Here is a 20,860-nt window from a genome sequence, read left to right as displayed (position 1 = left end):
AAATTTCGTGACGGGCGCCAGAAACGCAAGCTTTGGTCCAGGCCTGTCGAGGCGACGCGCTGGCTTCACCGCTTTGCCGACGATTGGCCCTTGCGCTTCGACTGGCGAAGCGGTCAAGTCCCGCCGCTTTTGCCAATCACGATATGGACTTCTCGATGTTCTTTGCATCCGACAACTGGGCGGGCGTCCACCCTGACATTTCGGCCAACCTGTCGCGCCATGCCGCCGGCACCGCTGTCGCCTATGGAGACGGCGATCTGGACCGCGCCGTCTATCGCCGCTTCAGCGAGATCTTCGAGCGCGAGGTGCAGGTCTTCTTCGTCGCGACCGGCACCGCGGCCAACGCGCTTTCGATGGCTGCGCTGAACCGCATCGGCGGCATCGCGCTCTGCCATTCCGAAGCGCATATGAATGTCGACGAGTTCGGCGCGATGGGTTTCTACACCGGCGGCGCGCGCATGGCGCCGGTGCCGGGACCACTGGGACGCATCAACCCTGAAGCTCTCGACCGGGCCATCAAACGCTATTCGCAGGATCTGGCCCCTGCCGGCCAGCCGATGGCGGTCACCGTCACCCAGGCAACCGAGGTCGGCACGGTCTACAGCGTCGACGACGTCCAGGCGATCGCCGAGGTCAGCCGCCGCCACAAGCTGCCGCTGCACATGGATGGCGCGCGCTTCGCCAATGCGATTGCGGCGACCGGCGTCAGCCCGGCCGAAATGACCTGGAAGAGCGGCGTCGACCTCATCTCCTTCGGCGGCACCAAGAATGGCTGCTGGATGGCCGACGCGGTGGTGATCCTCAATCCGGATGTCGGCAAGGACCTGCGCCTGCTGCGCCAGCGCGCCGGGCAGACCTTCTCAAAGGCGCGCTTCATCTCGGCCCAGTTCGAGGCCTATTTCACCGACGATCTGTGGCTGCGGATGGCCGGCCACGCCAATCAGATGGCAGCACACCTGGCCGAGACGATCGAGGATGCGCCGGCGGGCAAGCTCGCCTGGCTGCCGCAGGCCAATGAGGTGTTCGCCATCCTCAACCGCGAGACCGCCGGGAAGTTGCAGGCGGCCGGCGCCAAATTCCACGAATGGGGCGTGCCGCAGGGCTTCGACGGTCATATCGGCGACAGCGAAGCGATCTACCGCTTCGTCGCCAGCTTCGCGACGACGGCGCAGGAGATCGACCATCTCGGCCGGTTGCTGGCTTGAGGGTAAACTGATGACCAGACCGCCTCTCGGCTCGACGATGCGGCTGGTCCTGCCGGCGCCGAATGTGCTGGGCTTCTATGATGGTCGTGTCGATGGCGTTCGCATCTGGTCGGACGAGCCGAACTGGCTCGACGACGGCGCTTATACGCTCGGCATCTGCACCTATGCGATCGTCGATGGATCGCAGGCGCTCGTCTATGACACGCACGTCTCCCTGCCCCATGCTCGCTTCATCCGGCGCACCCTCGAGGACATGGGCGCGACCTCGATACGTGTCGTTCTCAGCCACTGGCATGACGACCATATCGCCGGCAACGAAGTGTTCCAGGATTGCGAGATCATCGCCAACAACCTCACCGCCTCGGCGCTTGAACGCGGACGGACGGACATCGAAAGCAGCAATCCGCCGATCAGGCCACTCGTGCTGCCCAACAGGATGTTCGAGAACAGCCTCAGCCTGACAGTGGGCACTGTTGCTGTCGAGCTCCGCCAGGTCGAAATCCACAGCCATGACGGCACGGTGCTGCTGATGCCCGACGCCGGCCTGCTTCTGGCCGGCGACACGCTGGAAGATTCCGTCACCTATGTCTCGGAACCGGAACGCCTGAGCGAACATCTGGTCGACCTCGAGCGCATGGCCGGCTGGCAGTTCGACCGCATCCTGCCCAACCACGGTTCTCTGCAGGCGATCGAAGCGGGCGGCTACGACAGAAGTTTCATCGAAGCGACCGAAGCCTATGTTCGAAAGCTGCTTGCCTGCCGGCAAGACCCCGACCTGGCGAAGCAGGATCTAAGGACCTTCGGCAACGACATGTTTGCCACGACGGCGACCGAATATTTCGCGCCATACGAAGCCGTTCACCGGCAGAATGTCGAGGCTGTTCTCGCGGCAAGCGCCGGTAATGCGCGCTAGGCCAGCAAGGGCCGCAGCAGCAGCTCGACGCCGAGCAGGATCAGAAAAATCAGGAACCAGCGGCGGAAAGTCGCCGGGCTGATTTTCTGGCGCAGCACCTGCCCCAGCCACATGCCGAGCAAGGCCGGCAGCACGGCAAGCGCGGACATCGCCAGATGTCCGGCCTCGAAGGCGCCATGCGAGGCGAGGCCCAACGCCAGGGCGATCGTCGACACGGTGAAGGAAAGACCGAGCGCCTGGATCAGGTCGTCCCGGCTCAAGCCCAGCGCCTGGATATAGGGGACGGCGGGCACCACGAAGACGCCGGTGCCGCCGGTGACCAGGCCGGTGAGGAAGCCCACGACCGGCGACGACCAGCGCTCGGCGCATGCCGGCACCGTCGGCTGCCGCGCGAGCAGGCTGTAGGCGGCATAGACGATCAATGCCGCGCCGAGGCCGGCGGTCGTCCATTTGACGTTGTCGCTGGCGAGCAGCCGCGAACCGGCGACGGTGCCGATCAGGATGCCCGCCATCATCAGCCACAGCCGGCGCAGGATCGCGGAAAAACTCGGGCCGGCGAAAAGCTGCCAGACATTGGTGACGAAGGACGGCACGATGAGCAGCGATGCCGCCGTCACCGGCGGCATGATGGCGCCCAAGAGCCCCATCGCCAGCGTCGGCAGGCCCATGCCGGTCACGCCCTTGACGATACCGGCGAGCAGGAAAGTGATTGCGATCGTGGCTGTCAGCAGCAGGGAAAAATCGGACATCGCCCTTCATGATCCGTCGCTGCACGCTCCAAAAGAGCCAGAAAGGCTCGTTGCCGGTGGCACAACAAAAAGCGGCGCCTCTCGGCGCCGCTTCCGTCTCGGGAGGGAGACGTCGTCTTTGATGCGGTCCGCGGGTTACGCGGCGGCCTTGGCCTCGATCTGCTTGGCCTTTTCCGAGGACTGGGTGATCGCGATCTTGCGCGGCTTCAGCTCCTCGGGAATGTTGCGCTTGAGGTCGACGAAGAGCAGGCCATTCTTCAGCGTGGCGCCATCCACTTCGACGTGGTCGGCCAGCTGGAAACGGCGCTCGAAGGAGCGCGAGGCAATGCCGCGATAGAGCAGCTCGGAACCCTCGTCATTACCCTCTTCCTTGCGCTCGCCCTTGACGGTCAGCACGTTGCGGTGGGCTTCGATCGAAATCTCGTCTTCCGAGAAGCCGGCAACGGCCATCGAGATGCGATAGGCGTTCTCGCCGGTACGCTCGATATTGTAGGGCGGGTAGGTCTGCGCGGTCTCGGGCTGGCCGAGCGAGTCGAGCATGGTGAACAGCCGGTCGAAGCCGACGGTCGAGCGATAAAGCGGGGAAAAATCAACGTGACGCATAAGGTGTTCTCCTGTTGAGCAACATGGTTTGCGTGTGGCCCGGTGCGAAACCCTCGCAAGGCGTTCCGGATAGGCCAGCGACCCCGACAATCGGCGGCCGCAACCCTCATTTGGGAAGCTCAAAAACCCATTTCAAGGTTTTCGCCGCGGTCGCAATGCGGCCACGTTGATGAACGGTGGATGAACTCGGGCTTCGGCATCTGTTCAGCCGGCCGGCCTTAAGCTTTGGTCAAGTTCGAGCAATTCCAGGAAAAGTGTGAAGCGGTTTTCCGTCCGGAATTGCGTTGAGACAGACAGACAAGCGGCGCCTCTTTTCCGCGCCGCGACGAGGCCGAACCGGGTGCAACGTCCCTTCCTCCCGGATCGACAGAGGCCGGAAGTGCGCCGCAGGCACTTCCGGCCTTCCCTTTGGGAGTTGCCGCGTAAATCCTCGCAACGCCTTTGCTTTTGCCGTCTGGCCGTCTATCACCATGCCGACGCCTCGCCCGTCCGGGCAAAGAACAAGCAACGACGCGCCGAATGACGGATCTTTTCCATCTGACCGAGGACAATCCCGCGCCGCAGAATGCCGCGGGCGGCTTCTTCACCACGCCTGACGGCAAGAAGATCCGCTACGGCCTCTTCGCCGCCGTGGCCCGTCCGCTTCAAGGCACTGTCGTCCTGCTGACCGGGCGCAACGAATGCATCGAGAAATATTTCGAGACCATCCGCGATCTCGCCGATCGCGGCTTCGGCGTCGCCGTCCTCGACTGGCGCGGCCAGGGCGATTCCAGCCGCCTGCTGCGCGACCGCCAGCGCGGCTATGTCCGCAGCTTCCGCGACTACACGCGCGACCTCGAGCAATTCTTCGAGGAGATCGTGCTGCCCGACTGCCGCGGCCCCTATTACATCCTCGCCCATTCCACGGGAGCGGTGATTGCGCTGCTTGCCTCGCCGTCGATGGTCAATCGCGTGCGGCGCATGGTGCTGCTGGCACCCTTCCTCGCCGTGCCAGACCTGCAGGTTTCGATAAGCACGGTGCGGCGCGTCTGCGCGATTTTCTGCGCGCTGGGCCTCGGCAGGCTCTACGCCGCGCTCGGTCCGCGGCCGAAAGTTCCGCCCGCCTTCGAAGTGAACAAGGTGACTTCGGATCCCGCACGCTACCGGCGCAATGTCGGCATCTACGAGGCCTGGCCGCAGCTGGCGCTCGGCGGCCCGACGATCCGCTGGCTGAAAGCGGCAGCGGCGGCCGCGGAAGCCGTCAGCGATCCGGATTTCATGGCAAGGGTCAAGGTGCCGATGCTGATCGTCGCCGCCGGCGCCGACCGGGTGGTCTCGACCAAGGCGGTGGAAGCCTATGCCAGGAAACTGCGCGTCGGCTCGCTGTTGATGATCGACGGCGCCGAGCACGAAATCCTGCAGGAGAAGGACATCTATCGCGAGCAGCTCCTAGCCGCTTTCGACGCCTTCATTCCGGGCACCGGCGACGCTCCCTGAGCGCGATCGAAATCCTGCGGCGGCCGACCGTCGCGGCGCCGTGGATCAACCGCGCAGCGCCGCCATCGCCGCCGCGTGCAGTTCTGGCGTCGCGGCCGCCAGTACGTCGCCGCCCTTCTCGGCCGGACCGCCTTCGAAAGTGGTGATGACGCCGCCGGCCTTCTCGATGAGCGGGATCAGCGCGACGATATCGTAGGGCTTCAGGCCCGGGTCGGCGACGATGTCGATGCTGCCGGCCGCCAGCATGGCGAAGGCATAGCAATCGGTGCCATAGCGGGCGAGCTGGACCTTTGTCTCGAACTGGTCGTAGCGCTTGCGCGCATCGCCCTTGAACAGGGCCGGCGTGGTCGTGAACAGCGTCGCTTGCGCAAGATCGGTCGTCTTGCGGGTCGCGAGCCTGCGCGGGCCGCCCGGTCCCTCGTAGTGCGAACCGGAAGCGTTGGCGTAGAACAACTCGCCGGTGAAAGGTTGCGACATCATGCCGGCGACCGCATCGCCATCGACGGTCAGCCCGACCAGCGTTCCCCAGACCGGGATGCCGGAAATGAAGGCGCGGGTGCCGTCGATCGGATCGATCACCCAGACATGCCGGCTGGAAAGGTTCTGGCTGCCATGCTCCTCGCCGAGGATGCCATGCTCGGGATATTCGGCGGAGATCAGCGCCCGGATGACGCGCTCGGCCTCGCGGTCGGCCTCCGTTACCGGGTCGAAGCTTCCCGCCTCCTTGTTGGCGACCGTCCCCTGGCTGCGGAAGCGCGGCAAGGTCTCGGCGGCGGCGGCATGCGCGATGCGCCGCATGAAATCGGTGCTGATATCCAACTCGTTCTCCCCATCGCGGCTCTTGCCAGCCGCTCTTTCTCGCAGAACAGGCGCGCTGAAAACCGGTCAGGCGCCCGCTTTCTGTTGCCCGAATGCCACATCTGAGCCGCCGAAGCGGAATTTCCACATCATATTGAATTAAAAAAGCCCGCTGTCGATTGACATTTGTGCGGCGCACAATAATTTTGTCATCGGACAGGTTTTCCTGTCCATGCCCTCCTTGGGCGTTTCCTCCCTAGACTTCGACCGTGTCGTGAAAACGATGCGGTCTTTTTTTCGAGCAATTCCAGGAAAAGTTTGAAGCGGTTTTCCGTCCGGATTGCGTTATTCCGCCGCGAGCGGCAAATCGACGAAATGATGGTCGGGCATCGACATCAGGTCGGCCGAGAAGCGGGTCAGGTCGCAGGCTAAGGCGTCGAAGCCTGCCGATTTCTGGAACGTCCGTTCATCCATGTAAAGCCCGCGATTGACCTCGACCTGCAGCGCATGCAGATGCCGCGCCGGCCTGCCGTAATGCTCGGTGATGAAGCCGCCGGCATAGGGCTTGTTGTGCGCGACCGTGTAGCCCATGCCGACAAGCAGGCTGATCGCCATTTCGGTGAGCGCCGGCGAGGCCGAGATGCCGAACCGGTCGCCGATGATGAAGTCGGGCCGCACGCCATTGTCGCCGACGCGGATCGAGGCCGGCATCGAATGGCAATCGATCAGCACGGCATAGCCGAATCTGGCATGCGTCCTGGTCAGGAGCCGCTTCAGCGTCTCGTGATAAGGCTTGTACACCGCTTCGATGCGCGCCACGGCCTCGGCCAGCGGCAGGCGGCTGGGATAGATATCGAGCCCCTCGCCGACCAGCTTCGGCACCGTGCCCAGCCCGCCGGCGACGCGCGCCGAGCGGATGTTGCAGAAGGACGGCACCGGCTCCGCGAACATGCGCGGATCGAGTTCCCACGGCTCGCGGTTGACGTCGAGATAGGCGCGCGGAAAATTGGCCGCCAGCAGCGGCGCGCCGAGCGGCACGGCGCCGCCGAAAAGCTCCTCGACATAGCAGTCTTCCGACCTGCGTATGGCGTTGCGGTCGAGGCGCGCCATGGCCAGGAAGCGCTCCGGATAGTGGCGGCCGCTATGCGGTGAATTGAACAGGAAAGGGACGCGCTGTTCGGCGCCCGATCGGATTTCGAAGGGTGGAACGACCGAAAAATCCTCGGCTGCCGTCTTCAATTTGTACGAACCAGGAAACAGCACTGCATCATGACGCAAAACTTGCCACCTTGCGCCCGGCATGTCCAGCATTTCAGGCGGTGAAACCACGCCACGAACCACATGTTGGATGCCCTTCATTCACTTGATGTTTACCGGCTCCACCTCATATACAGGATGGTTAACGGCCTTGCCCGGCGGCAGGCTTGGGGCGGGTGATTCGGACGGGACACGATGGCACGCATTCTGCTGGCGGAAGACGATGACGATATGCGCCGCTTCCTCGTCAAGGCGCTGGAGCGCGCCGGCTACCAGGTGAGCGATTTCGACAATGGCGCCAGCGCCTATGAGCGGCTGCGCGAGGAGCCTTTTTCGCTGCTCCTGACCGACATCGTCATGCCCGAGATGGACGGCATCGAGCTCGCCCGCCGCGCCACCGAGATCGACCCGGACCTCAAGGTGATGTTCATCACCGGCTTTGCCGCGGTCGCGCTCAACCCCGATTCCAAGGCGCCCAAGGACGCTAAGGTGCTGTCGAAGCCCTTCCACCTGCGCGATCTCGTCAACGAGGTCGAGAAGATGCTGCAGGCGGCCTGAGCCGCCTTCGACCTGCATCGGAGCTTGCGTCGGCAAGCACTTCGCCGATGCGACAAACGGAAGCCGTCTTTCCACATTCGCGCTATTGACGCGCCGGATCAAAAGTGGTGTATGCGCGGCTTCGGATGGGCGTGTAGCTCAGCGGGAGAGCACTGCATTGACATTGCAGGGGTCACAAGTTCAATCCTTGTCACGCCCACCATCCTTCCAATAATTTAAGTAGACGACCGGTCCGCGCATGGCGATAGCTATCCGGAATCGCCGAGTGTAGCGATCCTCCAGTGGCGCTGCGTCCGCTGGCTACCAAAGATCCCCTTCGAACATCACGAGCACGCGATTCGACGCCTTGAGCGCGAACCGCATGGCCTCCTCATAAGCCGGGTCGGCGTAGCAGGCCTTGGCGATCTCCAGCGACGGGAATTCGACAAGAACCATGCGCTTGGCGTCGCGCGCCTCGACGAGCACAGGCGGCTGCTTGGTCGTGTTGGTCCGGGCCTGGTATTTTTCGCCGATGGGCTTCCAGAGGCGGCTGTATTCGGCCTGCGCCTCCTGGTCCGAAATCTCGGTTCCGACGATGAGCCAGTATCCCTTCACGCTGCAGCGCTCCCTGATGATTGCGGGCTACACCATGAACTCGCCGCCATTGATGTGCAACAAATGTCCGGTGACGAACTTGCCCATGTCCGACGCGAGATAGAGGCAGGCATTGGCGACGTCCTCGGCGGTGCCGAGCGTCCTTAGCGGCACCGTCGCTTTCACATGCGCGTAGGTTTCCGCGAGGTCGGGATACCACGCCGCGTTCCTGTCGGTATCCAGCCATCCCGGGGCAATGCTGTTGGCGGTCACCCCGTCCGGCCCGCATTCCAGCGCCACGGCCTTCGCCAGTCCGTGCATGCCGTGCTTGGCGGCGACGACATGCGCCCTGTTTGCCAGCGGGAAAAGCGCATCCGTGCCCGCCATGTAGAGCAGGCGCCCATACCTCCTCCTGCGCATGTGCGGCAGCACCGCCTGGGTCAGGATGAAAGCCGATCCGAGATTGGTATTGATCACCCTCTGCCAGTCCTGAAAGGTGATCTCCTCGATGCGTTGATGCGGTCTTATCCCCACGCAGGATACCGCGATGTCGACGCCGCCCAGTTCCGCGACCGCTCTTTCGATCAAGGCGTTCATGGCCATCTCGTCGGTGCCGTCGCAAACAGCTGCCAGCGCCTCGACGCCGAGGGACCGCGCCTCGTCAGCGACGGCCTCGATCTTGGCCGCGTCGCTGCCCCCGGTTATGACGATGTGCGCCCCCGCTCGGGCCAGCGCCAGGGCAATGGCCTTGCCGATGTTTTGACCGGCCGCGGTAATGACCGCTACCCGCCCCTTCAAGCCGGGAACTTCCATTTGCTCACCTCTGGTCACAATCGCGCTGATGGACCGTCTCCAGTTCGGACCGGTCACTTTGCAAGATGAGCAACCAAAGCCGAGGCTCCACCAGGAAGCAAGCCGCCATGGTCCGCAGCCGAAAGAACCGTGACACGGCCCGAATAACCGGCTACGCAAGGCTGAAGGCGGGGGGTCGCACTAATTTCAACAGGGGCTCTGCTCTTTGGTCGGCCGGCAACGGCCTGCGGACTGCGATTTCCAATCGCGGGTCTCGACATATGAACTCTGGCCCGAAAAAGCGTCGTATCTGGTTGCGCGTCTATCGTGAGCTCAAGCGCGCAGGCAAACGCGCCGGCGCGCCGCTTGCCACCCTCGCCCGGATTCGCGAACGGGCGGCAAGGCAAGCCACCCGCGATCGCCTGGCACGACAGCGCGTCGATGCCGCCCGCAGAGCCCACGAGGCGTCGCAGTCTGCCCCCGGGCTGGACAGCTTCATGCTCGTCCGCATCATCGGCAATGACCTGGAGCCGCGGCATAGGAAGGGCCAGTCATACGACAATGTCAGGTTCATCCTGGACAATGAAGCTGAGTTCCCGGACTGCGAGAAATTCTGGATCGTCAACCGCATCGTCGACCCCAAGGAGGAGGCGCGCATCGTCGATCTCCTGCAAAGCCGCGGCCAGAGCTTCCACAAAATCCCGTTCGAGCTCGACGCCTACCGGCAAGTTCCCTGGAACACTGACGGGCTTGCGAGGAACCAATCCAGGTTCACCAATGCCGACAGCCGGCCAGGCGGACAGAATGCATCGCGTTACGAAACGCATCTCCGCCACCGCAAGAACCTCCATGTGATGAACGCCAACACCGCGCGCAACGCGGCATTGGAGCTGACCCGGGGGCGTGCCAGATGGCTGATGCCTTGGGACGGCAATTGCTATCTGACACAGTCGGCCTTCCAGGAGATCCGATCGGCGATCGGGCAGAACCCATATTTTCACTATGTCATCGTGCCGATGGCGCGCATCGTCGACAACGCGCTGGTCCTCGACCAGACATTCAAGCCGGCCGCGACGGAAGAGCCGCAGATCATTTTTCGCAGCGACACGGCCGAGCTGTTCGACGAACAATACGGCTATGGGCGCCGGCCGAAGATCGAAATGCTATGGCGGCTCGGCGTCCCCGGACCTTGGGACCGCTTTCGCGACGACGCATGGGATTTCCCGCGCCCGGGCTTTTCGGCGGATGCCGGGCTTTTCCTGACTGCTGGCTGGGTTGCGCGCCTGGATTCGGGGCATTCGCATCTGGAAATTGGCCGCGCCGGTTTCCGCGCGCGGCTGGGCAAGCGCGACGAGGCGATCGTCGCCATGCTCGACCGCTGCGACGCCGCCGCGATCGCCCAAAAGCTCGATCCCGCGCGCCTGGCCTATTACGACGAGGCCAGGCTCGCCGCGGCCCGAGAAGGGCAGGACCCGCATGTCCGACAGGAGCTGCGCGCCTGCGCGGAGCAGGCGCTTCTGCGCGGTCCGTTCAGCGTCATGGACAAGAGCGGCCGTGCGCCCAGCGGCGACCCGCACGACTATTTCCAGCCGGCCCCATATTGGTGGCCGGATCCGCGCAGGCCGGATGGGCTTCCCTATATCCGGCGCGACGGCGAGCACGCCCCCGGCACTGCATTGTATGCGGCGGGCAGCGAAGCCTATGACCGGACACGCCTGCAACGTCTTCTCGACGACACCACCGTGCTTGCCCTGGCGACGACCGTGCTTGGCGAGCCACGCTATGCCGATCATGCCGCGCGGCTCGTCCGGACATGGTTCCTGGACCCCGCAACGAGAATGAACCCGAACATGCGCTACGCGCAGGTGCGTTGGGGCCGCGACAACAATGAAGGCCCGGGATATGGCATCCTCGAGCTCGCGGATCTCTACTTCTTTCTCGATGCGGTCAGGCTCATCGAGCGGGCCGGAGCGCTGGACAAGCGGGATAGTCAGGCCTTCAGGGCATGGCTGCGGTCATATTGCGAATGGCTGGACACCGCGCCGGCCGCGCAATTCGAATTCTACCGGCTGAACAATCACGGCGTTTTCTTCGACCTGCAGCGGGCCGCCATCGCGGCATTCCTGGGTGACGGCGCGGCGCTTGCGAAGGCAGGCCTCCATGCCCGCGAAAGGATCGCCGACCAGATTGCGGCCGACGGTTCCTTGCCGGAGGAGTTGTCGCGCACCCGCCCAAGGCACTACGCAATGTTTGCCTTGCAGGGCTGGACATCGCTGGCGCGAATCCTATCCTCGCTCGGCGACGATCTCTGGGCATATCGGGCGAAGGACGGACAGGGGCTGGTCGCAGCTCTGCGCTGGGTGGCGGCGCATGCCGATACGCTGACCACGATACCGGGCGAAACTTTCGACAAGGAGTGCATCGAGCCCTTGCTGGACGATCTGGCGCGGCATGACGAAACCGCGGGCGCGCAGCCGCAAGCAACGAAGCCGGTCTTCCATCCGGACTGCGCGATTGCGCCATTCTGGATATGGCGGCGCCCCTGACTACCTCGCTCCAAGACCACGCAGCCAGGCGATCCGCCACCTTGCCTTGGCAATCAGCCCGGACCTCGGTCTCTTGCCCTGCACGATGCGTTGCCGGACCTTCCTCACGATCGGATCGGCCGGAGCAGCCTTGACCGCCCGATGCGCCATCGCAACCGCCCTCTCGCGGTCCGCCGCCGTTTCCTGGAGTATCCAGGCCGAACATGCCGCGGCATAGGGATAGCCTGCTTCACCGGCGGCAAAGAAGAATTCGAAATCCGTGGCATAGGGATACCTGTGCGACAGCATCTCTCCAAGCAGCCGCATGATCGTCACCGGTATCTTGCGGCGCGCCTGAAATTGCCGCGTCACCACGGATTTCAACACGGCCTCGCCCGAAGCGTAGTCGCGCTCGCGAAAATAGGCCGACGCTATCTTCAACGCATAGGCATCATTGTCCCGATCGAGGGCGCGTGCCTTCTCCAGGACCTCTCGCGCTTGGCCGGGGGAAGCGGTCTGCTCGATGGCCAGGAACGCGGACTGATAGCCGAAGGCGGCTTCACGCGGATCGTAGTCCGCCTCGTGGTTCTTCAATTCGTTGAGAATGATCCCGGCTGCTTGCGGCGCATCGTAGAGCGAGGACGAGGGCATGAGAGGCACATCGCCCATCAGCGACGCTATCTCGGCGTAGATGCTGAGTCCCGCGTGGATCCGCCGGCAGCGCGCCATCAGCGCCATCTCGAAGAACGCTTTCAGGGTCTCGTCCGCGAACGCGTCGGCGCCGAAATCGCCGGTCAGCATCGCCCCGGTCTCGGCCTTCAGATAGTCGAGCGTCGCGCGGTGCTGCCCGATCAGCAAGGTCGCCATGCCCAATCGCGAAAGCTCCGAGACGATCGCCCTGGCAAGGGTCGCGGGGATGACCTTTCTGGCATAGACGAGGCTCGCGCGATATCTGCCATGCACGATGTCGCCACTGCGCAGGTGAAGGGCCGCCATCGGGCTCGGAAAACGACTTTCATCGGCCTTGGCGATCGCTTCTTTGACTGCCGTCGAATAGTCGAAGCTGCGCAATGTCGCTGCCTGGCCGACAAGCTGCGTCGGCTCGCCGCGATAATGCCTCAGGATGCGGAGATCGTCGCAAATCCAACCGCGCAATTTCCTCTCCTTGGCGACCTCGCCGAGGCTGCGCCCGGCGAGAACGGCCTCGTCGAGAATGCCGAAGCCGGAGGTCTTGATCTTTTCGCCCAGCCAATGCCTTTCAATGAAATCGGGCGAAAAAATCCTGTCGACGGCCTCGACGCTGTGGAACACTTTCTCGGCCGCGCCCCTTCGGCTCCAGGTGAAGCCGAACCGGTAACCAAAGGTGTCGGCCAGCGCCTTGGCGTTCGCCATTGCCAGAAGGCGGCCGCCCAGCCCGTCGATCCTGGTGGCGGCAATCAGTGTCGAGGCTGGATCAGACGGCGCCAAGACGGATGCCGCCCTTCTCGGCATGCTCGAGGAACCACGCATAGGTCTGTTTCAATCCATCGCGGAGCGCATATTTCGGGCGCCAACCGGTCGCGAACAGGCGAGACACATCCATCAGCTTGCGCGGCGTGCCGTCCGGCTTCGTCGGATCGAAGGTGATCTCCGCGTTCAGGCCGACGACCGAGACGATGGTACGGGCAAGCTCCGCGATGGTGACGTCCTCGCCGCTCCCGACATTGACATGGCCGTCGCCGGAATAATTCTGCAAAAGCCAGACAAAGGCGTCGGCGGCGTCGTCGACATGCAGGAACTCCCGCATCGGCCGGCCCGACCCCCACACCTGCAGGGTCTTTTGCCCGGCAAGCTTCGCCTCATGCGCCTTGCGCATCAGCGCAGGCACGACATGGCTGCTGTCGAGGTCGAAATTGTCGCCCGGACCGTAGAGATTGGTCGGCATGGCCGAGATGTAGTCGACGCCATATTGCCGCCGGTAGGCCTGGCAAAGTTTCAATCCGGCGATCTTGGCGACGGCATACCATTCGTTGGTGGGTTCGAGCGGGCCGGTGAGTAGCGCGTCTTCCGGGATCGGCTGCGGCGCAAGCTTCGGATAGATGCAGGACGAGCCCAGGAACAGGAGCTTCTGCACCCCGCTACGGAAGGCAGCCTCGATGACGTTGGTCTGCACGACGAGGTTTTCGTAAAGAAAATCCACCGGGAAGCTGTCATTGGCGAGGATGCCGCCGACCTTGGCGGCCGCCATGATCACCGCGTCCGGCCGCCGGTCCTCCATCCAGCGGCGCACGCCGGCTTGGTCGAGAAGGTCGAGCTCGCTCCGCGCCACGGTCACGATCTCGCAATCCTCGCCTGCCAGACGGCGCACCAGCGCCGAGCCGACCATGCCGCGATGGCCGGCGACGAAAATGCGCTTTCCTTTGAGATCGAAGCTCTTGTCCATAACGCTATCTCTAAGTGAAACGACCCTTACGTCTCGCGCCGCCGATGCGCGCCAGGTCGGCCCGGACCATTTCCGCCACCAGATCCCTGAAGCCCACCGTGTGCGACCAACCCAAAACCTTCCTTGCCTTGGTGGCGTCGCCAACCAGCGTGTTCACCTCGGTCGGCCGGAAATAGCGCGGATCGATCCGCACCAGCGCGGCGCCGGTTGCCGCATCGACACCAACCTCCTCGGCGCCCTTGCCCTCCCAGCGGACGGTGCGCCCGGCCTCGGCGAAGGCGAGTTCCACGAATTCGCGCACCGAATGGGCCTCGCCGGTCGCGAGCACGAAATCGTCGGGCTCGCCATGCTGCAGGATGCGCCACATGCCCTCGACATAGTCGCGCGCATGGCCCCAGTCGCGACGGGCATCGATATTGCCGAGATAGAGCGTGTCCTGCAGCTCGTGGTGGATCGCGGCGACGGCGCGCGTGATCTTGCGGGTGACGAAGGTCTCGCCGCGCGTCGGGCTCTCGTGGTTGAACAGGATGCCGTTGGCGGCGAACATGCCGTAGGCCTGGCGGTAGTTGACCGTGATCCAGTAGGCGTAAAGCTTGGCCGCCGCATAGGGCGAGCGCGGTCGGAACGGCGTGCTCTCGCTCTGCGGAGTTTCGGTCACCTCGCCATAAAGCTCCGAGGTCGAAGCCTGGTAGAAGCGCACCGACTTCTCCAGGCCGAGAATGCGAGTGGCCTCGAGCAGCCGAAGCGTCCCCAGCGCATCGGCATTGGCCGTGTATTCCGGCGTCTCGAAGCTCACCTGGACATGGCTTTGCGCCCCGAGATTATAGATTTCGCTGGGCTTCGTCTCCTGGACGAGGCGGATCAGATTGGTCGCGTCGGTCAGATCGCCATGATGCAGGAAAAAGCGCGCGCCGCTCTCATGCGGATCGACATAGATGTCGTCGACGCGCTCGGTGTTGAAGGAAGACGACCGGCGCTTTACGCCGTGGACGATATAGCCCTTGCCGAGCAGCAGCTCGGCCAGATACGCCCCGTCCTGCCCGGTTACACCGGTGATCAGGGCGACTTTGTCTGCCTGGGCGACCTTGTCCGCCATTGCCATATTCGTCCGCGCTTATTTTCGGTAAGCGAATACGATTTGCCGGCGGAACGCAAATCCCCCGCACGGGGGATCGGCTCAGATGCCCGCCGTTGCCAGCAGGGCCTTCATCCTGGCGGTGGCAAGCTCGGGGTCGGCCAGCAGGCCGGCCTGGTCGGAGAGCCGGAAGATATCCGCGTAATGGCATATGCCCCGCGCCGACTGCATGCCGCCCACCATCGTGAAGTGGTCCTGATGCCCGTTCAGCCAGGCCATGAACACGATGCCTGCCTTGTAGTACTCGGTCGGCGCTTCGAAGATCCTGCGCGACAGCGGCACGGTCGGCGCCATCAGCGCGTCGTAGCCAGCACGATCGCCCTCCGCCAACTTCGCCAGCGCGGCATTGGCGACCGGCGCGATGGCGTCGAAGATGCCGAGCAGCGCGTGCGAGTGCCGCCTGCCGTCGCCGGCGATCAGTTCCGGATAATTGAAATCGTCGCCCGTGAACATCACCACACCCTCGGGCAACCGGTCGCGCAGCAGCACCTCCTTGTCGGCATCGAGCAGCGATCTCTTGATGCCTTCGACCTTGCCCGCATGCCGTTTGATGATGGCGACGACCGTATCGAGCGCCGCGTCGAAATCGTTGCTGCCCCAGTAGCCCTTGAGCGACGGATCGAACATGTCGCCCAGCCAGTGCAGGATGACCTTGCCCGACGCTTGAGAGAGCAGGCTGTCATAGACGCGGGCGTAATCGTCCGGCCCCGTAGCGACCGCCGCCAGCGCGCGGCTCGCCATCATGATCGCCTTGCCGCCCTCGCCCTCGATGAAGGCGAATTGGTCTTCATAGGCGCCGATGACGTCGTCGAGCGTCTTGGCCGCCGCCGGCGCCAGGTGATCGGTCCCTGCCCCGGATGCGAGGTCGGCGCCCGGCACGGTTTTGGCCTCCGAGATCGAGCGGCGGATCAATTCCTTCGCGCTCGCCCAGTCGAAACCCATGCCGCGCTGAGAGGTGTCCATTGCCTCGGCGATGCGGAAGCCGAGCCGCCACAGATGATGGCGGAACGCCATCGTCCTGTCCCAATCGATCGCGGGCCGCGACCAGGGATTGGTCATCGCGATCGGGTCGGCAACGACATGGGCGGCGGCATAGGCGATGCGCGAAAAACGCGCGCCCTCACTCGGCGCGACCGGTTTGCCGACGAGCCGGTAGCTGACCCGGTCTCCGGTTTCCGCAGGCAAGGTGATGTCCATGGAGCTCTCCCGTTGCGGTCGCTATAAATGGAACGTTCCAATAAATCAAGAAGCTTTATGATTCAAGGCGTCCAAGTCGGCGGAGCACGGCGCCTCCTTGGTTGAATCCTTGCATTCTCTGGAATTTTGAACCGCTTCAATCAATTTTTCTAGCCTCCATTGGAATCGCGATTGACTCCGATTTGGATCGGTGATTAGAACGTTCCAATAAATTTGCTCAAAAACGCGGAGACACGACGAGGATGGCCAGCCGGGCCAAGGCAACGATCCTGGACATCGCCCGCGAGGCCGGCGTGTCCAAATCGACGGTGTCGCTCGTGCTGCAGGGCAGCGGGCTGATCCGGCCTGAAACCGCGGTCAAGGTGCGCAAGGCGATCGAGGATGTAGGCTATGTCTACAACCGCGGCGCCGCCAATCTGCGCAAGGCGCATTCCAACGTCATCGGCATGGTGATCAACGACCTCACCAACCCGTTTTTCGCCGAGCTTGCCGTCGGCATGGAGCGCGTCTTCCAGGCGGCGGGGGTGGTGCCCTTCATCGCCAACACGGCGGAGAACCCGGTGCGCCAGGAAGAGGTGCTGAAGTCGCTGATGGAACAGGGCGTCGCCGGCCTGATCGTCTCGCCGGCGCGCGGCACAACGCCGGGCGCCTTCCGCCGCATTGAAACGGCCGGCGTGCCGATCGTCTTCGCCATGCGCCGCCTGCCCGACAGCCGCATCCCGGTGATCGCGCCGGACAATCATCGCGGTGCGGTGCTTGCCGCCGAGCATCTGATCCGCAGGGGCCATCGCCGCCTGGCATTCTTCGGCGGCTCATCGGACCTCGTCGTCTATCACGAACGCCTGGGCGGCTTCCTCGAAGCCTGCGAAACGCTCGGCATTCCGGCCTCCGACCGGCTGATCGTCGAAGGCGAGACCAGCCGCAAGGGCGGCATGGCCTGCCTGGAGACGGCGCTTGCGACAGCCGAGCCGCCGACGGCGGCGCTGTGCTTCAACGACGCGGTTGCCTTCGGCGCCATGCTGGCCTTGCGCCGGCGCAAGCTGGAGGCCGGCGCGGACTTCGCCGTCGTCGGTTTCGACGACGTCGCCGAGGCCGAGCACTACAGCCCGGCGCTGACCAGCGTTGCCGTCGACACCGCGGGCCTCGGCGAGCGCGCCGCGCACGTCATGCTGAAGATGATCCAGTCGCGCACGACGCGCGCCGAGGACCATATCGGCGCCGTCAGCCTGGTGGTGCGGGAAAGCAGCGGTCCGGACCGCAACAACCAAGTGGGAGACGCGGCATGAGCGTGCGATGGGGACTGATCGGCGCCAGCACGATCGCCAAACAGTTCATGATCGACGCCATCCGCGCGCAGGCCGATGGCGAGATCGCGGCCGTGATGAGCTCGAATCCCGAGCGCGCGGAGGCCTATGCCCGCGAGAACGGCATACCTGCCGCCGTCTCGACCCTCGATGCGCTGCTCGGCGCGGACATCGACGCCGTCTACATCTCGACCACCAACGAATTGCATCTCGAACAGGGTCTGGCGGCGATCAAGGCCGGCAAGCATGTGCTGTGCGAGAAGCCGCTGGCGCTGACCAGCGCCGATGCGAAGAAAATGGTTTCGGTCGCCAGGAAGGCCGGCATCGTCTTCGGCACCAATCATCATCTGCGCAATGCCGGCGCCCACCGCGCCATGCGCGAGGCGATAGCCGCCGGACGCATCGGCAAGCCGGTCGCGGCGCGCGTCTTCCACTCCGTCTTCCTGCCGGAAAACCTGCAGGGCTGGCGCATTACAAAGCCGGAAGCCGGCGGCGGCGTGGTGCTCGACATCACTGTGCACGATGCCGACACGCTGCGCTTCGTGCTCGGCGACGATCCGGTCGAGATTTCGGCCTTCACGCAGTCCGGAGGCATGGCTGGAAGCGGGCTGGAGGATGGCGCCATGTGCATCTGGCGCTTCAAATCCGGCGTCATCGCGCAATCGCATGAAGGCTTCACGACGAAATTCGCCGGCACCGGCTTCGAGGTTCATGGCTCGGAAGGCTCGCTGATCGCCACCAATGTGATGACGCAGAAGCCGGTCGGCTCTGTGCTGCTGCGCAGCGCGAGCGGCGAGGAAGAACTGAATTTCGACCGCGAGGATCTCTACACGCGTTCGCTGCGCCAGTTCCATGCGGCGATCCGCGGCGAAGGCCAGCCTTCCGCCACTGGCGAGGACGGCATCTGGTCGCTGGCTTCCGCCGAGGCGGCTTTGCAGTCGGCGAAGACCGGCAAGACCGTTTCGATCGATCCGAAACTCGGGAGCGGAAATTGAGCAAGATCGTTTCCGCGTCCCAGGCGGCCAGCCTGATCAAGGACGGCATGGTCGTCTCGGTATCGTCGTCGAGCGGCCTCGGCTGCCCGGACGCCGTGCTTGCGGCGATCGGCGAGCGCTTCGACACGGAAGGCCATCCGAAGGCGATCACCACGCTGCACCCCATTGCCGCCGGCGACATGTACGGCATCAAGGGCATCGACCATCTCGCCAAGCCGGGTCTGTTGAAGCGCACGCTCTGCGGCTCCTATCCGTCCGGCCCCTCCTCCGCCGAGCCGCCGCAGATCTGGAAGATGATCGGCGACAATTCCGTTGCCGCCTACAACGTGCCCTCCGGCATCCTGTTCGACATGCATCGCGAGGCCGCCGCCAAGCGGCCGGGCGTGCTGACCAAGGTCGGCCTCGACACCTTCGCCGATCCGCGCCACCAGGGCTGCGCCATGAACGCCGCGGCCAGCGAGCCGGTCGTTTCGGTGCAGCAGTTCGACGGCGAGGAATGGCTCTATTTCCGCGCCATCGTGCCCAACATCTCGATCATCCGCGCCACCACGGCCGACGAACGCGGCAACCTTACCTACGAGCATGAAGGCGCCTATCTCGGCGGGCTGGAACAGGCTTTGGCGGCCCGCAACAATGGCGGCATCGTCATTGCGCAGGTCAAGCGCGTCGTCGAGAACGGCACGCTGAAGCCGCATGACGTGCGCGTGCCGGGCGTGCTGGTCGACCATATCGTCGTCGCGCCGGATCAGTTGCAGACGACGCTGACGCCCTACGATCCGGCGATCTCGGGTGAGATCTTCCGGCCGCTATCGAGCTTCCGCAATGCCGAGATGAACGTCCAGAAAGTGATCGCACGCCGCGTCGCCATGGAATTGCGCGACGGCATGGCCGTCAACATCGGCTTCGGCATCTCGGCCAATGTGCCGCGCATCCTTCTCGAGGAAGGCCAGCACGGCAAGGTCACCTGGGTGATCGAGCAGGGCGCGGTCGGCGGCGTGCCGCTGCTCGACTTCAAGTTCGGCTGTGCCTCGAATGCCGAGGCGATCATGCCCTCGCCGCACCAGTTCATCTATTTCCAGGCCGGCGGCTTCGATGCCTCGCTGCTCTCCTTCCTGCAGATCGACCGCCATGGCTCGGTCAACGTGTCGAAGCTTTCGGCGCGGCCGCATGTCACCGCCGGCGCCGGCGGTTTCGTCGACATCACGTCGCGGGCGAAGAAGATCGTCTTTTCCGGCTTCTTCAATGCCGGCGCCAAGCTCTCGCTGGCGAACAGCGGCGTCCGCATCGACCAGGAAGGCAAGGTCAAGAAGGTGGTCGAGGAGGTCGAGCACATCTCCTTCTCGGGAAAACGCGCCGTCGCTCAAGGACAGGACATCACCTATGTCACCGAGCGCTGCGTGATGAAGCTGACGCCAGACGGGTTGATGGTGACGGAGCTGGCGCCAGGCATCGACCTCGAACGCGATGTGCTGGCGCAGGCCGAGATCCCGCTTGGCGTCGCCAACGACCTCAAGACCACACCCGCCGCGCTCTATCAGGACCGGCCGATCGGCCTGTCGCTCAATGGCGGCGCTTCGCTCGGAGGCGCGCATGGCTGAGCGTCTCGTCACTTTCGAGCGGGAAGGCGCCATCGGCATCGTCACGCTGCGCCGTCCGGATAAATTCAACGCGCTCGACATCCCGATGCTGCGCGCGCTCGAAGCGGTGCTCGACGACGCGGAACTGGCCGAGGGCGTCCGCGCCGTGCTCATCCGCGGCGAAGGCAAGGGCTTTTGCGCCGGCGGCGACGTCGAGGCCTGGGGCGCGATGAGTGCCGCCGATTTCCAGGTGCAATGGGTCCGCTACGGCCACCGCGTCTTCGACCGCCTGGCGCGGCTTCGGCAGCCGACCATCGCGGTTCTGTCCGGCCATGCGCTGGGCGGCGGACTGGAGCTGGCCGCGGCTTGCGACTTCCGCGTCGCCGAGACGCAGATAAAGCTCGGCTTCCCCGAAACCTCGATCGGCGTCGTGCCAGGCTGGTCGGGCACACAGCGCGCCGTGCGCCGCTTCGGTGCACAAATCGTGCGCCGGATGGCGATTGGCGGCGAGATTTTCCTGGCGGCCGATGCCCTCGCGCATGGCATCGTCGACCGGCTGGTCGAAACCGGCAAGGCTTTCGACGAAGCCAGGACCTGGGCCGAAAAGATCGCCGAGCGCGGCCCGCTGGCGACGGAGGCCGCCAAGCTGATGATCGGCGTTGCCGAAGGCGAGGAAGGCGCAGCCGCGGCCGAGGCGCTGGCCAGCGGCTTCATTGCGCTCACGGCCGACCTCAAAGCCGGCGTCGGCGCGTTCAAGGCCAAGCAGAAGCCGGTCTTTACG

19 protein-coding genes and 1 tRNA gene are annotated in these 20,860 nt (G+C 64.4%); 10 read left to right on the top strand and 10 right to left on the bottom strand.

Annotation, left to right across the window (positions count from 1 at the left end; genetic code table 11):
• The first annotated feature begins 155 nt into the window (after nucleotides 1–155).
• Both FJ471_RS24325 and FJ471_RS24320 read left to right on the top strand, forming a co-directional pair.
• Nucleotides 156–1,205: a low specificity L-threonine aldolase gene (locus FJ471_RS24325; RefSeq protein WP_140807270.1), complete on the top strand. Its 1,050-nt coding sequence runs from the start codon at nucleotides 156–158 to the stop codon at nucleotides 1,203–1,205.
• Nucleotides 1,206–1,215: 10 nt separating this feature from the next.
• Complete coding sequence (locus tag FJ471_RS24320; RefSeq protein ID WP_140807269.1) at nucleotides 1,216–2,118, top strand: MBL fold metallo-hydrolase; 903 nt, start codon at nucleotides 1,216–1,218, stop codon at nucleotides 2,116–2,118.
• On the opposite strand, the gene FJ471_RS24315 is transcribed toward FJ471_RS24320, so the two are convergent.
• Together FJ471_RS24315 and FJ471_RS24310 are read right to left on the bottom strand one after the other, a co-directional pair.
• Entirely contained in the window at nucleotides 2,115–2,867 is a 753-nt protein-coding gene (locus FJ471_RS24315) for a sulfite exporter TauE/SafE family protein (RefSeq protein ID WP_140807268.1), read from the bottom strand. The two genes, FJ471_RS24320 and FJ471_RS24315, sit on opposite strands and share 4 nt — an antisense overlap.
• A gap of 135 nt (nucleotides 2,868–3,002) precedes the next feature.
• Nucleotides 3,003–3,470 (bottom strand): Hsp20 family protein, encoded by a 468-nt coding sequence (locus FJ471_RS24310; protein ID WP_140807267.1) that lies wholly within the window; start codon nucleotides 3,468–3,470, stop codon nucleotides 3,003–3,005.
• A gap of 519 nt (nucleotides 3,471–3,989) precedes the next feature.
• Between FJ471_RS24310 and FJ471_RS24305 the strand changes: the two genes are divergently transcribed.
• The gene (locus tag FJ471_RS24305) at nucleotides 3,990–4,946 is read left to right on the top strand and encodes an alpha/beta hydrolase (RefSeq protein ID WP_140807266.1); all 957 of its coding nucleotides are present in this window, start codon (nucleotides 3,990–3,992) and stop codon (nucleotides 4,944–4,946) included.
• 45 nt (nucleotides 4,947–4,991) lie between these two features.
• Here FJ471_RS24305 and hisN read toward each other — a convergent pair whose 3' ends face one another.
• Both hisN and FJ471_RS24295 read right to left on the bottom strand, forming a co-directional pair.
• Nucleotides 4,992–5,765, bottom strand: a complete 774-nt coding sequence (gene hisN / locus FJ471_RS24300; protein ID WP_140807265.1) for a histidinol-phosphatase — start codon at nucleotides 5,763–5,765, stop codon at nucleotides 4,992–4,994.
• Nucleotides 5,766–6,089: 324 nt separating this feature from the next.
• Complete coding sequence (locus FJ471_RS24295) at nucleotides 6,090–7,046, bottom strand: N-formylglutamate amidohydrolase (RefSeq protein WP_140807264.1); 957 nt, start codon at nucleotides 7,044–7,046, stop codon at nucleotides 6,090–6,092.
• A gap of 150 nt (nucleotides 7,047–7,196) precedes the next feature.
• Between FJ471_RS24295 and FJ471_RS24290 the strand changes: the two genes are divergently transcribed.
• Together FJ471_RS24290 and FJ471_RS24285 are read left to right on the top strand one after the other, a co-directional pair.
• Nucleotides 7,197–7,559 carry a response regulator gene (locus tag FJ471_RS24290; RefSeq protein WP_006199474.1) on the top strand — a complete coding sequence of 121 codons (363 nt, stop codon included), beginning with the start codon at nucleotides 7,197–7,199 and terminating at the stop codon, nucleotides 7,557–7,559.
• A gap of 127 nt (nucleotides 7,560–7,686) precedes the next feature.
• Nucleotides 7,687–7,761: transfer RNA gene (locus FJ471_RS24285), tRNA-Val, on the top strand.
• Nucleotides 7,762–7,859: 98 nt separating this feature from the next.
• Here the strand turns inward: FJ471_RS24285 and FJ471_RS24280 are convergent.
• Together FJ471_RS24280 and FJ471_RS24275 are read right to left on the bottom strand one after the other, a co-directional pair.
• Nucleotides 7,860–8,153 carry a DUF1330 domain-containing protein gene (locus tag FJ471_RS24280; RefSeq protein ID WP_140807263.1) on the bottom strand — a complete coding sequence of 98 codons (294 nt, stop codon included), beginning with the start codon at nucleotides 8,151–8,153 and terminating at the stop codon, nucleotides 7,860–7,862.
• A gap of 27 nt (nucleotides 8,154–8,180) precedes the next feature.
• Complete coding sequence (locus tag FJ471_RS24275; RefSeq protein WP_140807262.1) at nucleotides 8,181–8,945, bottom strand: SDR family NAD(P)-dependent oxidoreductase; 765 nt, start codon at nucleotides 8,943–8,945, stop codon at nucleotides 8,181–8,183.
• Nucleotides 8,946–9,421: 476 nt separating this feature from the next.
• On the opposite strand from FJ471_RS24275, the gene FJ471_RS24270 reads away from it, so the two are divergent.
• Nucleotides 9,422–11,470 carry an alginate lyase family protein gene (locus FJ471_RS24270; RefSeq protein WP_246684820.1) on the top strand — a complete coding sequence of 683 codons (2,049 nt, stop codon included), beginning with the start codon at nucleotides 9,422–9,424 and terminating at the stop codon, nucleotides 11,468–11,470.
• On the opposite strand, the gene FJ471_RS24265 is transcribed toward FJ471_RS24270, so the two are convergent.
• The 4 genes from FJ471_RS24265 to FJ471_RS24250 form a co-directional block, all read right to left on the bottom strand.
• Complete coding sequence (locus tag FJ471_RS24265) at nucleotides 11,471–12,916, bottom strand: hypothetical protein (RefSeq protein ID WP_246684819.1); 1,446 nt, start codon at nucleotides 12,914–12,916, stop codon at nucleotides 11,471–11,473.
• On the bottom strand, nucleotides 12,903–13,871 hold the full coding sequence (locus FJ471_RS24260; RefSeq protein ID WP_140807260.1) for a GDP-L-fucose synthase: 969 nt from the start codon (nucleotides 13,869–13,871) through the stop codon (nucleotides 12,903–12,905). Before FJ471_RS24260 ends, FJ471_RS24265 begins: the two co-directional genes overlap by 14 nt.
• A 10-nt stretch (nucleotides 13,872–13,881) precedes the next feature.
• Nucleotides 13,882–14,967: a GDP-mannose 4,6-dehydratase gene (gene gmd, locus FJ471_RS24255; protein WP_140807259.1), complete on the bottom strand. Its 1,086-nt coding sequence runs from the start codon at nucleotides 14,965–14,967 to the stop codon at nucleotides 13,882–13,884.
• An 81-nt stretch (nucleotides 14,968–15,048) separates the two neighbouring features.
• The gene (locus FJ471_RS24250) at nucleotides 15,049–16,203 is read right to left on the bottom strand and encodes a dihydrodipicolinate synthase family protein (protein WP_140807258.1); all 1,155 of its coding nucleotides are present in this window, start codon (nucleotides 16,201–16,203) and stop codon (nucleotides 15,049–15,051) included.
• Nucleotides 16,204–16,445: 242 nt separating this feature from the next.
• Here FJ471_RS24250 and FJ471_RS24245 point away from each other — a divergent pair, with 242 nt between their 5' ends.
• The 4 genes from FJ471_RS24245 to FJ471_RS24230 all read left to right on the top strand — a co-directional run.
• Nucleotides 16,446–17,489, top strand: a complete 1,044-nt coding sequence (locus FJ471_RS24245) for a LacI family DNA-binding transcriptional regulator (RefSeq protein ID WP_140807257.1) — start codon at nucleotides 16,446–16,448, stop codon at nucleotides 17,487–17,489.
• A complete protein-coding gene (locus FJ471_RS24240) occupies nucleotides 17,486–18,502 on the top strand; it encodes a Gfo/Idh/MocA family oxidoreductase (RefSeq protein ID WP_140807256.1) in 1,017 nt (338 codons plus the stop codon). The genes FJ471_RS24245 and FJ471_RS24240 overlap by 4 nt, the downstream gene beginning before the upstream one ends.
• On the top strand, nucleotides 18,499–20,100 hold the full coding sequence (locus FJ471_RS24235) for an acyl CoA:acetate/3-ketoacid CoA transferase (protein WP_140807255.1): 1,602 nt from the start codon (nucleotides 18,499–18,501) through the stop codon (nucleotides 20,098–20,100). Before FJ471_RS24240 ends, FJ471_RS24235 begins: the two co-directional genes overlap by 4 nt.
• Nucleotides 20,093–20,860 (top strand): enoyl-CoA hydratase/isomerase family protein (locus FJ471_RS24230; RefSeq protein WP_140807254.1); only part of this gene is annotated, 768 nt, incomplete at its 3' end. The genes FJ471_RS24235 and FJ471_RS24230, both read left to right, overlap by 8 nt.

Origin of the sequence: Mesorhizobium sp. B2-7-1 (assembly GCF_006440735.1) — a bacterium.
Taxonomy (GTDB): domain Bacteria; phylum Pseudomonadota; class Alphaproteobacteria; order Rhizobiales; family Rhizobiaceae; genus Mesorhizobium.
This window is presented reverse-complemented; position numbering and strand designations above follow the sequence as displayed.

What these genes read in the sequence shown, in the direction of transcription:
- FJ471_RS24320 (WP_140807269.1), top strand. Translation starts at nt 1,216, where the DNA reads ATGACCAGACCGCCTCTCGGCTCGACGATGCGGCTGGTCCTGCCGGCG.
- FJ471_RS24325 (WP_140807270.1), top strand. Translation starts at nt 156, where the DNA reads ATGTTCTTTGCATCCGACAACTGGGCGGGCGTCCACCCTGACATTTCG.
- FJ471_RS24250 (WP_140807258.1), bottom strand. Translation starts at nt 16,203, where the DNA reads ATGGACATCACCTTGCCTGCGGAAACCGGAGACCGGGTCAGCTACCGG.
- FJ471_RS24240 (WP_140807256.1), top strand. Translation starts at nt 17,486, where the DNA reads ATGAGCGTGCGATGGGGACTGATCGGCGCCAGCACGATCGCCAAACAG.
- FJ471_RS24245 (WP_140807257.1), top strand. Translation starts at nt 16,446, where the DNA reads ATGGCCAGCCGGGCCAAGGCAACGATCCTGGACATCGCCCGCGAGGCC.
- FJ471_RS24295 (WP_140807264.1), bottom strand. Translation starts at nt 7,046, where the DNA reads ATGCCGGGCGCAAGGTGGCAAGTTTTGCGTCATGATGCAGTGCTGTTT.
- gmd (WP_140807259.1), bottom strand. Translation starts at nt 14,967, where the DNA reads ATGGCGGACAAGGTCGCCCAGGCAGACAAAGTCGCCCTGATCACCGGT.
- FJ471_RS24310 (WP_140807267.1), bottom strand. Translation starts at nt 3,470, where the DNA reads ATGCGTCACGTTGATTTTTCCCCGCTTTATCGCTCGACCGTCGGCTTC.
- FJ471_RS24275 (WP_140807262.1), bottom strand. Translation starts at nt 8,945, where the DNA reads ATGGAAGTTCCCGGCTTGAAGGGGCGGGTAGCGGTCATTACCGCGGCC.
- FJ471_RS24315 (WP_140807268.1), bottom strand. Translation starts at nt 2,867, where the DNA reads ATGTCCGATTTTTCCCTGCTGCTGACAGCCACGATCGCAATCACTTTC.
- FJ471_RS24290 (WP_006199474.1), top strand. Translation starts at nt 7,197, where the DNA reads ATGGCACGCATTCTGCTGGCGGAAGACGATGACGATATGCGCCGCTTC.
- FJ471_RS24270 (WP_246684820.1), top strand. Translation starts at nt 9,422, where the DNA reads ATGCTCGTCCGCATCATCGGCAATGACCTGGAGCCGCGGCATAGGAAG.
- FJ471_RS24260 (WP_140807260.1), bottom strand. Translation starts at nt 13,871, where the DNA reads ATGGACAAGAGCTTCGATCTCAAAGGAAAGCGCATTTTCGTCGCCGGC.
- FJ471_RS24305 (WP_140807266.1), top strand. Translation starts at nt 3,990, where the DNA reads ATGACGGATCTTTTCCATCTGACCGAGGACAATCCCGCGCCGCAGAAT.